The sequence below is a fragment of the Amycolatopsis sp. NPDC005961 genome (assembly GCF_040629235.1).
In the GTDB taxonomy this organism is placed as follows: domain Bacteria; phylum Actinomycetota; class Actinomycetes; order Mycobacteriales; family Pseudonocardiaceae; genus Amycolatopsis; species Amycolatopsis camponoti.
In genome coordinates, this window is sequence record NZ_JBEXVF010000084.1 from 26329 (window position 1) to 38754 (window position 12426).

Consider the following 12426-nt stretch of genomic DNA (forward strand, 5'->3'; position numbering starts at 1 on the left):
GGGGTGCGACGTGAACGAGGAGAAGCTGCTCGGGTACCTGCGCAAGGTCACCGCCGACCTGCACGAGACCCGGGAACGCTTGCGGGAAGCCGAATCCGCGACGCCTGAGCCGATCGCCATCGTGGCGATGGCGTGCCGGCTCCCCGGCGGCGTCGAGACGCCCGAGGACCTCTGGCGGGTGCTCGAAACCGGCACCGACACGCTGACGGGCTTCCCGGACGACCGCGGCTGGGACCTCGACGCCGTCTACCACCCGGACCCCGAGCACCCGGGCACGAGCTACGTCGACCAGGGCGGGTTCGTCCGCGACGCGGGCGCGTTCGACGCGGCGTTCTTCGGGATCTCGCCCCGCGAGGCCCTCGCCATGGACCCGCAGCAGCGGCTGCTCCTCGAGACGTCCTGGGAAGCCCTGGAACGCGCCGGGATCGACCCGCAGTCCCTCAAGGGTGCACCGGTCGGTGTGTTCGCCGGGACCAACGGCCAGGACTACCCGGGACTGCTCAGCCTCGCCCCCGGCGTCGGCGACGGCTACGAGAGCACCGGCAACGCCGCGAGTGTCCTTTCCGGACGGATCTCCTACGCGCTCGGCCTGGAGGGCCCGGCCGTCACGGTCGACACGGCGTGCTCGTCATCGCTGGTCGCGCTGCACTGGGCGGCGCACGCGCTGCGCGAGGGGGAGTGCGAGCTGGCGCTCGCCGGCGGCGTCACGGTCATGACGACGCCCGGGGCGTTCATCGGATTCAGCCGGCAGCAGGGCTTGGCCGCGGACGGCCGGTGCAAGGCGTTCGCCGACGGTGCCGACGGCACCGGCTGGGGCGAGGGCGCCGGTGTCGTGCTGCTGGAACGGCTGTCCGACGCCCGGCGTCACGGCCACCCCGTGCTCGCGATCGTCGCGGGCTCGGCGATCAACTCCGACGGCGCGTCCAACGGCCTCACCGCCCCGAACGGCCCGTCGCAGCAACGCGTCATCCGCGCCGCGCTCGCCGACGCCGGTCTCTCTCCGTCCGATGTGGACGCCGTCGAAGCGCACGGCACCGGGACGTCGCTGGGCGACCCGATCGAGGCGCAGGCCCTCCTGTCCACCTACGGCGAGCACCGGCCGGCGGGCCGCCCGCTGTGGCTCGGCTCGATCAAGTCGAACCTCGGGCACACCCAGGCCGCCGCCGGCGTCGCCGGGGTCATCAAGATGGCCCTCGCGCTGCGCAACGGCGTCCTGCCGAAGACCCTGCACGTGGACCGGCCGACGTCCCGGGTGGACTGGTCGGCGGGCGACGTCCGCGTGCTGACCGAGCCGGTCCCGTGGCCCGCGGACGGTCGGGTGCGCCGCGCGGGCGTCTCGGCGTTCGGCGTCAGCGGCACCAACGCGCACGTGCTCCTGGCGGCGCCCCCGGTCGAAGAAGCCGCGCCGGAAAACGAACCCGCGCCGCCGGTCGTGCCGTGGGTCCTTTCCGGACGGTCGGAGGCCGCGCTCCGCGCCCAAGCCGCCCGCCTGGCCGGGGTCGACGGCGATCCGGCCGCGATCGGGCGGGCGCTCGCCACGACCCGCTCGGTCTTCGAACACCGGGCCGTGCTGATCGGTGACGCGGCCGAACTGGCCGACGGCGTGCGCGCGCTCGCGAAGGGCAACGAGGTGCCCGGACTCGTCCGCGGCACGGTCGCCGAAGGGCTGACGGCGTTCCTGTTCACCGGCCAGGGCGCCCAGCGGGCCGGCATGGGCAGCGAGCTGTACGAGCGGTTCCCGGCCTACGCGAACGCCTTCGACGAGGTCTGCGCGGAGTTCGACCGGCACCTCGACCGTCCACTGAAGACAGTGGTCCGGTCGGGCGACGCGCTCGACGAGACGGCGCACACCCAGCCCGCGCTGTTCGCGGTCGAGGTCGCGCTGTTCCGGCTCCTGGAGTCCTGGGGCGTGACCCCCGACCACCTCGCCGGGCACTCCATCGGCGAGCTGGCGGCCGCGCACGTCGCGGGCGTGTTCTCCCTCGCCGACGCCGCCGAGCTGGTCGCGGCGCGCGGACGGCTGATGCAGGCCCTCCCGGGCGGCGGGGCGATGGTCGCCGTCCAGGCCACCGAGGACGAGGTCACGCCGCTGCTCACCGGCGCCGTTTCGCTGGCGGCGGTCAACGGCCCGGACTCCGTCGTCGTATCCGGTGAGGACGCGGCCGCCGGTGAGATCGAGCGGCACTTCGCCGCGCTCGGCCGCCGGACCCGGCGGCTCACCGTCTCCCACGCCTTCCACTCCCCGCTGATGGACCCGATGCTGGCCGAGTTCGCCGAGGTCGCGGCGCGGATCACCTACGCCAGGCCGCGGCTCCCGATCGTCTCGACGGTGACCGGGACGCCGGTGACCGACGAGCTGACCACCCCGGACTACTGGGTGCGGCAGGTCCGGGAGCCGGTCCGGTTCGCCACCGCCGTGGCGGCGCTCGCGGACCTCGGGACCACCCGGTTCCTGGAACTCGGGCCGCACGGCGTCCTCGCCGCCATGACCGAGGAGTGCCTGCCCGGTGCGACGGCCACGTCGCTGCTGCGCAAGGACCGCGACGAGGTCCGGACCGCGCTGGCCGCCGTCGCGACGATGTACGTCCGCGGCACGCGGACGCACTGGGGTGAGTTGTTCCCCAGCGTGCGGGCGTGCGCACTCCCGACCTACGCCTTCCAGCGCGAGACCTACTGGCCGGAGCTGCCGCGTCCGGTCGGCGGCGCCACCCGCGACAGCCTGCTCAAGCTCGACTGGGTGCCGGTCGCCGCGGGGGAGCCGGTCCCGGCGGCCTGGGCCGTGCTCGGCTCCGGTCACCGCGAGCTGGGCGCCGCCCTGTTCGCCGAGCTGGGCGCGCTGGCCTGCCACCCCGACCTCGACGGCGTCGCGGAGGCGGGCGCGCTGCCCGACGTCCTCGTCGCCCCGTTCCGGTGCGACACGCCCGGGGAGGCGGCTCGACGCGCGCTGCACCTCGTGCAGTCCTGGCTGGCCGACGAGCGCTTCGACGGCCGGACGCTGGTGGTGCTGACGCAGAACGCCGCCGTCGCCGACGGAGTGTCCGACCTCGCGCAGGCCCCGGTGTGGGGTCTGGTGCGCTCGGCCGCGGCCGAGAACCCCGGCCGGTTCGTGCTCGCCGACGCCGACGACCCGGCGGCCGCGCGGCTGCTGCCCGCCGCGCTCGCGACCGGCGAATCCCAGTTCCTGCTGCGCGACGGCGAGATCCGCGTGGCGCGCCTGGCCAAGCTGACCTCGGCCGAGCCCGGCCCGTCCGCGTCCTTCGGTCCGGAAGGGACGGTGCTCATCACCGGCGGCACCGGGGCGCTGGGCGGACTCGTCGCCCGCCACCTGGTCACCCGGTACGGGGTGCGCCACCTGCTGCTGGCCAGCCGCCGCGGTCCTGACGCCGACGGAGTGGCCGAGCTGGTCGCCGACCTCACCGAGCTGGGCGCGGAACCGGTCGTCGCGGCCTGCGACGCCGCCGACCGCGCCGCGCTCGCCGCCCTGCTGGGCACCATCCCGGCGGACCGGCCGCTGACCGGCGTCGTCCACGTCGCCGGGGTCCTCGACGACGGCGTCGTGTCCGCGCTGACCCCCGAGCGCCTGGACACCGTGCTGCGGCCCAAGATCGACGCCGTCACGAACCTGCACGAGCTGACCGCCGGCGCCGACCTGACCGCGTTCGTCGTGTTCTCCTCGATCTCCGGCACGCTCGGCCCGGCCGGGCAGGCGAACTACGCGGCGGCCAACGTCTGGCTCGACGCGCTGGCCCGCCACCGCCGCGACCACGGACTGCCGGCGCTCGCGCTCGGCTGGGGCCTCTGGGAGCAGGCCGGGGGCATGACCGGCACGCTCGCCGGGCGCGACCGCCGCCGGCTGGGCGCCACCGGCATGATCCCGCTGTCCACTGTGGAGGGTCTGCAGCTGTTCGACGCGGCCTGTCGCGCCGGGGAGCCCGCGGTGCTGCCGATCCGGTTCGACTTCGCCGTGCTCGGCGCCGCCCCGGTCCTGCCATCGGTGTTCGCCGGGCTCGTCCCGCCGCGGCCGGTCGCCGAGCCCGCCACCGACCGGCCGGCCGACGTGCTCGACGTCGTCCGCACCGCCGTGGCGCTGGTGCTCGGCTACGCGAACGCGGCGGCCGTCGAGCCGGACCGGGCGTTCAAGGACCTCGGCTTCGACTCGCTGACCGCCGTCGAACTCCGCAACCGGCTCGTCGCGGCCACCGGGCAGCGGCTGCCCGCGACGCTGATCTACGACTACGCCACCCCGAAAGCCCTGGCCACGCACCTGGCCGGAGACGCGGGACCCGCGGCGCCGGTCACCGGCACCGCCCGGACCGACGACGAGCCGATCGCGATCGTGTCGATGGCCTGCCGGTTCCCCGGCGGCGTCCACACGCCCGACGAGCTGTGGACGCTGCTCGCCGAAGGCCGTGACGCGATCGGCGGCTTCCCGGCCGACCGCGGCTGGGACCTCGACGCGCTCTACGACCCGGACCCCGACAGCGAAGGCACGTCGTACGCCCGCGAAGGCGGTTTCCTCGACGACGCCGCGTTGTTCGACCCGGCCTTCTTCGGGATCTCGCCCCGGGAAGCCCTCGCCATGGACCCGCAGCAGCGGCTGCTGCTCGAGACGTCCTGGGAAGCCCTCGAACGCGCCGGCATCGACCCGGAGTCGCTGCGAGGACAGCCGGTCGGCGTGTTCGCCGGCACCAACGGCCAGGACTACCCGGCCCTGCTCGCGCTGTCGCCGAAGAGCGCCGAAGGCTACCTCGGCACCGGCAACGCCGCTTCCGTGCTCTCGGGCCGGATCTCCTACGCGCTCGGGCTCGAAGGCCCGGCCGTCACCGTGGACACGGCGTGCTCGTCGTCGCTGGTCGCCCTGCACTGGGCGATCCAGGCCCTGCGCACGGGGGAGTGCTCGCTCGTGCTCGCCGGCGGGGTCACCGTGCTGTCGACGCCGGGCTCGTTCGTCGAGTTCAGCCGCCAGCGGGGCCTGTCGCCGGACGGCCGGTGCCGCGCCTTCTCCGACGACGCGAACGGCACCGGCTGGGGCGAAGGCTCCGGGATGCTCGTGCTGGAACGGCTTTCCGACGCGCGCCGCCACGGCCACCCGGTGCTCGCGGTCGTGCGCGGCAGTGCGGTGAACCAGGACGGCGCGTCGAACGGGCTAACCGCGCCGAACGGTCCTTCGCAGCAGCGGGTGATCCGGGCGGCGCTGGCGAACGCGGGCCTCGAACCGTCCGATGTGGACGCCGTCGAGGCTCACGGCACCGGGACCTCGCTGGGCGACCCGATCGAAGCCCAGGCGCTGATCGCCACCTACGGCCGGGACCGGGACCGTCCACTGTGGCTGGGATCGATCAAGTCCAACCTGGGCCACACCCAGGCGGCCGCGGGCGTCGCCGGCGTCATCAAGGTGGTGCTGGCCCTGCGGCACGGCCTGCTGCCGCGGACTCTGCACGCAGACGTGCCTTCGTCCCATGTGGACTGGGCCGAGGGTTCCGTGCGGCTGCTGGCGGAGTCTGTGCCATGGCCGGACGCCGGACACGTGCGCCGCGCGGGCGTGTCCTCGTTCGGGGTGAGCGGCACGAACGCCCACGTCATCATCGAAGCCCCACCCGAGGCGCCCGCGGCACTTTCCCGTGAAAGTGCCGCGGTGACGGCGTGGTCGGTGTCGGGGCACTCCCCGGAAGCTCTGCGGGATCAGGCCGAACGGCTGCTGAGCCACCTCGCGGTCCACGACGCCGAGATCGGCACGGCACTGGCCGCTCGCACGGTCTTCGCCCACCGCGCGGTCGTCGTGGGCGCCGACCGCGAGGAGCTGATCAGGGGCTTGGCCGCCGTCGCCGCCGGCCGTCCGGCGCCCGGCGTCAGCACGGGCGTGCGCGCCGAGGGCGGCACCGCGTTCCTGTTCACCGGCCAGGGCGCGCAGCGGCTCGGCATGGGCGCCGGGCTGCGCCGCGAGTTCCCGGTGTTCGCCGAGGCCTTCGCCGAGGTGTGCGCCGAGTTCGACACGCACCTCGACCGGCCGATCCTGGACGTCATCGACACCGACCTCCTCGACCGGACGGGGTACACCCAGCCCGCGCTGTTTGCGGTCGAAGTGGCGCTGTTCCGGCTCCTGGAGTCCTGGGGCGTCCGCCCCGACCGGCTCGCCGGGCACTCGATCGGCGAACTGGCCGCCGCGCACGTCGCGGGCGTGTGGTCGCTACCCGACGCCTGCGCGGTCGTCGCCGCGCGGGGCCGCCTGATGCAGGCGCTGCCCGCCGGGGGCGCGATGCTCGCGATCGAGGCGACCGAAGCCGAAGTCGTTCCGACGCTGCCCCCCGGCGTCGAGCTGGCCGCGGTCAACGGCCCGGCGGCAGTGGTCGTCTCCGGCGCCGAAGACGGCGTTCTGGAAGTCGAACGGCACTGGGCCGGGCGCAAGACCCGGCGTCTGCGCGTCTCGCACGCCTTCCACTCGCCGGCGATGGACGCGATGCTCGCGGACTTCGGCCGGGTCCTCGGCGCAGTGACATTCGCGCCGCCCGCCATTCCGATCGTCTCGACGCTGACCGGCGAGCCCGCGACCGACCTGACCTCGCCGGAGTACTGGCTGCGCCAGGCGCGGGGGACGGTCCGGTTCGCCGACGCCGTCACCACCCTCGCCGGGCTGGGCGTGACCCGGTTCGTGGAGCTGGGCCCGGACGGCGTCCTCACCGCGATGGCCGCGTCCACCGTCGACGCACTGACCATCGCGCTGCTGCGCAAGGACCGCGATGAACCGCGCGAACTGCTGAACGCGCTGGCCAAACTGCACGTCAGCGGCTCCACAGTGGACTGGGGGACCGTCCTCGGCGGACCCGGCGAGCCGGTGGAGCTGCCGACGTACGCCTTCCAGCACGAGCGGTTCTGGCCCGAGTTCTCCCTGACGCCGGCCGGTGACGTCACGATGGCGGGCCTCGACCGCCCCGACCACCCGCTGCTCGGCGCGTCGGTCACGAACGCCGAAGACGACACCGTGGTGTGCACCGGCCGGATCTCGCCGCGCATCCACCCGTGGCTCGCCGACCACGTCGTCGCGGGCAGCACGCTGTTCCCCGGCACCGGGTTCGTCGAGCTGGTCCTGCGCGCGGCCGAGCAGGCCGGCGCGGGCGGCATCGACGAGCTGGTCATCGAGACGCCGTTGCCCCTGCCCGCGCGGGAAGGTGTCCAGCTGCAGGTCGTCGTCGGCGCACCGGACGAGGCGGGCACGCGGGGTGTCACCGTCCACTCGCGACTCGACGACGAGCCGTGGACCCGGCACGCCAGCGGCCGGCTCACCGCCGAACCCGGTCCCGTCCCCGCGGACCTGACGGAGTGGCCGCCGGCCGGGGCCGAGCCCCTGGAGCTCGACGGCCTCTACACCGGCGGTCCGGACGGCGGGTTCGGCTACGGCCCGGCCTTCCAGGGACTGCGCGCGGCCTGGCGGCTCGGCGACGAGGTGCACTCCGAGGTGGCGCTGCGGCCCGAGGAGCACGCGGACGCGAGCCGGTCCGGCCTGCACCCGGCGCTGCTGGACGCGTCGCTGCACGTGCTCGGCACGGTCGCCGAGTGGGCGGGCCGGAACTACCTCCCGTTCTCCTGGAGCGGGGTGACGCTGCACGCGAGCGGCGCGACCGCGGTCCGGGTCACGGTCACCCCGAACGGCCACGACACGGTGCGGCTGAGCCTGGCCGACCCGGCCGGTCGGCCGGTGGCGTCGGTCGACGCGCTGGTGCTGCGTCCGCTGGCCGCCGGGGCGGTGCGGCCGGCCCGGAAGGCGCCGGAGTCGCTGTTCCGGCTGGACTGGCGGCCGGTCGCCGCACCGCCGGTCGATGCCGCCGCCCGGCGGTGGGCGGTCGTCGGGGCCGACGACCTCAAGGTCGGGCCGTCGCTCGACGAGGCCGGCGTCACGTGCGAGTCCTATGTGGACCTCGACGCGCTCGGCACGGCGGCCGGGCTCGGCATGGCCGTGCCGGAAGCGGTGCTGGCGGTCCGCACCCCGGCGGCGGGCACCCTGCCGGACGCCGCCCGGGCGGCCGCGCGCGACGTGCTCGCTCTGCTGCAGGAGTGGCTGGCCGACGAGCGGTTCGCGGCATCGCGCCTGGTGGTGGTGACGCGCGGCGCGGTGGCGGCAGCGGCGGGCGACGACGTCCCCGACCTGGCGTGCGCGCCGGTCTGGGGCCTGGTCCGCTCGGCGCAGTCGGAGCACCCCGGCCGCGTCCGCCTGATCGACCTCGACGACCACGCCGAGTCCGCCGCGGCCCTGCCGGCCGCGATCCTCGCCGACGAGCCCCAGCTCGCGATCCGCGAGGGGGCGCTGCTGGCGGCCCGGCTGACCCGCGCCACCACCGAGGCCGCCACCGGCAAGCGGCCCTTCGGTCCCGATGGCACGGTGCTGCTCACCGGCGCCACCGGCAGCCTGGGGCGCGTGCTGGCGCGGCACCTGGTCACCGCGCACGGCGTCCGGCGGCTGGTGCTGACCAGCCGCAGCGGCGAAACCGCGCCCGGGGCCGCCGAACTGCGGGCCGAGCTGATCGAACTGGGTGCGGACGTCCGGCTCGCCGCGTGCGATACCGCGGACCGGGCCGCGCTCGCCGAGCTGCTGGCGGACGTTCCCGACCTCGCCGCGGTCGTGCACGCGGCCGGCGTGCTCGACGACGGCGTCCTCTCCTCCCTCACGCCGGCGCGGATGGACGCCGTGCTGCGGCCCAAGGTCGACGCCGCCTGGCACCTGCACGAGCTGACCGCGGACCGGAACCTCTCGGCGTTCGTGCTCTTCTCCTCGGTGTCGGCCACCTTCGGCGGGCCCGGCCAGGGCAACTACGCCGCGGCGAACGCCTTCCTCGACGCGCTCGCCACCCACCGGGCCGCCCGCGGCCTGCCCGCCCAGGCGCTGGCCTGGGGCCTGTGGGAGACCGGGATGAGCTCCGCGCTCGACGCGTCCGACCGGAAGCGGATGTCACGCGGCGGCGTCCACGCGCTGCCGGTCGAGCAGGGGCTGGCGTTGTTCGACACCGCGACCTCGCTCGCCGAACCCGCGCTGGTCCCGGCGAAACTGGACCTCACGGCGATGACCGGCCAGGTCGCGTCCGTCCTCAAGGGACTCGTTCGGCCGGTGAGACGAGCCGCGTCGGCCGCCGCCCCGGTATCCGGCGAGGCCGCCCTGCGCGCCGCGCTGGCCGGGAAACCGGAGCGGGACCAGCAGGTGATCCTGCTGGACCTGGTCCGGGCCACCGCGGCCACGGTGCTGGGGCACGCCGGCCCAGAGGCCGTGCGGCCGGACGTCGGGTTCCTCGTCGCGGGCTTCGACTCGCTGACCGCGGTCGAGCTGCGCAACGTCCTCGGCGCGTCGACCGGCCTGCGGCTGCCACCGACGCTGGTCTTCGACTTCCCCGCGCCGGAAGACCTGGCCGCGCACCTGCGGACCGAGCTGAACGTCGCCGCGGTGACGACATCCACTGTGGACTCCGGCGAGACGCTCAGCGCGTTGTTCCGCACGGCTTGCGAACTCGGCAAGATGAAGGAGGGCTTCGAGCTGCTGCAGAACGCGGCGCTGCTGCGGCCCACCTTCGACGCGGCCGCCGACCTGACCGAGCGGCCGGGGTCGGTGCAGCTGGCCGCCGGGGAGCGCGCGCCGAAGCTCATCTGCTTCAGCTCGTACGTGGCACTGGCCGGGGTGCACCAGTACGCCCGGTTCGCCTCGCCGTTCCGCGGTGACCTGGACGTGCACGCGCTGCCGGCGCCGGGGTTCGTCAAGGGCGAGGCGCTGCCGACCAGCGTCCGCGCGGTCGCCGAGGTCCAGGCGGACTCGGTGCTGCGCGTGGCCGACGGCGAGCCGTTCGTGCTGCTCGGGTCGTCCTCGGGCGGGATGCTCGCGCACGCCGCCGCCGAGCTGCTCGAAGAGCGGGGCACGCCGCCGCTGGCCGTCGTGCTGCTCGACAGCTACCTGCCGCGCGAGGACTCGCCGCTGGACCGGTTCCGCGACGAGCTGTTCGGCGGCATGTTCGACCGCGAAGAGGTGTTCGCGCCGATGGACGTCGCCCGGCTGTCGGCGATGAGCTGGTACTTCCGGCTCATGGCCGGCTGGGAGCCCGCCAAGCTGTCGGTGCCGCTCCTGCTCGTCCGCTCGTCCGAGCCGCCGGTCGCCGACGGGCGGCTCGCCCCCGAGGAGTGGCAGACGCACTGGGACACCGCGGACTTCGTCGTCGACGTCCCGGGCAACCACTTCACCATGGTCGAAGACCACGCCGCCACCACCGCCGAGACCGTGCGCGGCTGGCTCGGCACCACCCTGAGGACGGAGTTCACGCATGACTGAGAACCCGGAGCTGTGGCTCCGCCGCTACCACGACGCGGACGAGGGCGCCGTCCAGCTGTTCTGCCTGCCGCACGCGGGCGGCTCGGCCAGCTTCTACTTCCCGATGTCCGCCGGGCTCGGCCGCTCGGTCGAGGTCCTGTCCGTGCAGTACCCGGGCCGCCAGGACCGTCGGCTCGAACCCGGGATCGACAACCTCCCCGAACTCGCGGACCGGGTCGTCGAAGTCCTGGCCGAGCGGACGCGCAGGCCGTTCGCGCTGTTCGGCCACAGCATGGGCGCGACGCTCGGCTTCGAGGTCGCCAGTCGGCTGGAACAGGCGGGCGTGACGCCGTTGCACCTGTTCGCGTCCGGCCGGCGGGCGCCCGCGTGCCGCCGCGACGAGTCCGTGCACAAGCTCGACGACGACGGCGTGATCGCCGAGATGCGCAAGCTCGGCGGCACCAACGCGGCCGTGCTGGGCGACGAGGAGATCCTGCGGATGGCGCTGCCCGCGATCCGCAACGACTACAAGGCCGCGGAGACCTACGTCAAGCAGCCGGGACCGAAGCTGGCCACGCCGGTCACCGTGCTGACCGGCGACGCCGACCCGAAGACCACCCTGGCCGAGGCCCGCGCGTGGGAGGACCACACCGACGGCGAGTTCGAGCTGAAGGTGTTCGCCGGCGGGCACTTCTTCCTCGCCGACCACCAGCCCGAGGTGCTGCGGCTGATCTCCGCGCGGCTCGCGGGCAAGCTCTCCGGTCGCCGGTAACCACACTGAAAGGTGCTCCCGTGCGCGTGTTGTTCGTGACGCTGGACGAGAAGTCCCACCTGTACTGCATGGTCCCGGCCGCCTGGGCGCTCGTCGCGGCCGGGCACGAGGTGCGGGTGGCCGCGTCGCCGGGGTTCACCGACGTCGTGACCGGCACCGGCTTGACCGCGGTGCCGGTCGGCGTGGACAACACGATGCACGAGGGCATGAAGCAGAACCGCGACGCCCAGGAAGCCGACATCGCGAACTGGAACGACACGGACCCGGCGTCGCACACCTGGGAGGCGCTGCACCAGCGCTACACCTTCACCGTGTGGGCCGGGTTCGCCATCTACAACGACGACATGGTCGGGGACCTGGTCGCCCACGCCCGGGAGTGGCAGCCCGACCTGGTCGTCTGGGACGCGCTGACCTACGCCGGAGCGATCGCGGCGAAGGCCTGCGGCGCCGCGCACGTGCGGCAGCTGTGCTGGGCCGACGTCTGGTGCGCCATGCGCGCGACGTTCCTGCAGGTGATGGCCGAACAGCCCGCCGAGGAGCAAGAAGACCCGCTCTACGACTGGCTCGAGCTGACCGGACGCCCGTTCGGCGTCGGCTTCGACGAGGAGCTCGTCACCGGCCAGGCGACCATCGACCCGCTGCCGGAGTCGCTCGGCGCGCGCTCCGGCGTCCGCCGGCTGCCGGTGCGGCACGTGCCCTACAACGGCCGCGCGGTGGTGTGGGACTGGCTGCGCGAACCGCCGTCCCGGCCGCGGGTGTGCCTGACCCTGGGGTCGTCCAACACGGACGCGTTCGGCGGCGACTACGTCTCGATCCCGGAGATACTGGCCGCCCTGTCCACTTTGGACATCGAAGTGATCGCGGCGCTGGTGCCCGAGCAGCGCAAGGCCCTGGACGAGGTCCCGGCCAACGTCCGGGTCGTCGAGTCGGTCGCGCTGCACACGGTGCTGCCGAGCTGCGCGGCGATCGTGCACCACGGCGGCTTCGGCAGCTACGGCGCGGCGCTGGTGGCCGGCGTCCCGCAGCTGACGGTGACCACGCCGATCGCCGACCACCTCCTGCGTCCGCAGCGGCTCGTCGACGAGGGCGCGGGACTGTTGTTCACCCACAACGGCTTCACCGCCGGCGACCTGCGGTCCGCGGTGGCCCGGCTGGTCGGGGAACCGGAGTTCACGGCCAACGCGCGCCGACTGCGCGACCTCGCGCTGGCCCAGCCGACCCCGGCCGAGCTGGTCGCGGACCTGGAGAAGCTGGTCGCCGAGCGTCGTGAGTGAGAAACAGTGTTCTGCGTCCGCCGGGTCCTTCAGGTAGGACGCCACCGCGTCGGAGAGCTCCTGCGAGATGTCCTGCGCCGACTCCAAGACGATCACGCGAC

General features: G+C 74.5%; 3 protein-coding genes. All 3 read left to right on the forward strand.

The window, feature by feature from the left end:
• Positions 1-10: 10 nt before the first annotated feature.
• From ABZ342_RS42570 to ABZ342_RS42580, 3 genes are read left to right on the forward strand one after another with little or no spacing between them, the layout of a single operon-like run.
• Entirely contained in the window at positions 11-10300 is a 10290-nt protein-coding gene (locus ABZ342_RS42570) for a type I polyketide synthase (RefSeq protein WP_360485899.1), read from the forward strand.
• Positions 10293-11051 (forward strand): alpha/beta fold hydrolase, encoded by a 759-nt coding sequence (locus ABZ342_RS42575; RefSeq protein ID WP_360485902.1) that lies wholly within the window; start codon positions 10293-10295, stop codon positions 11049-11051. Before ABZ342_RS42570 ends, ABZ342_RS42575 begins: the two co-directional genes overlap by 8 nt.
• 20 nt (positions 11052-11071) lie before the next feature.
• Positions 11072-12325, forward strand: coding sequence for an activator-dependent family glycosyltransferase (locus ABZ342_RS42580; RefSeq protein WP_360485905.1), 1254 nt, complete (start codon positions 11072-11074; stop codon positions 12323-12325).
• Positions 12326-12426: the final 101 nt, after the last annotated feature.

Coding starts and splice junctions, on each gene's coding strand:
- ABZ342_RS42575 (WP_360485902.1), top strand. CDS start 10,293: ATGACTGAGAACCCGGAGCTGTGGCTCCGCCGCTACCACGACGCGGAC.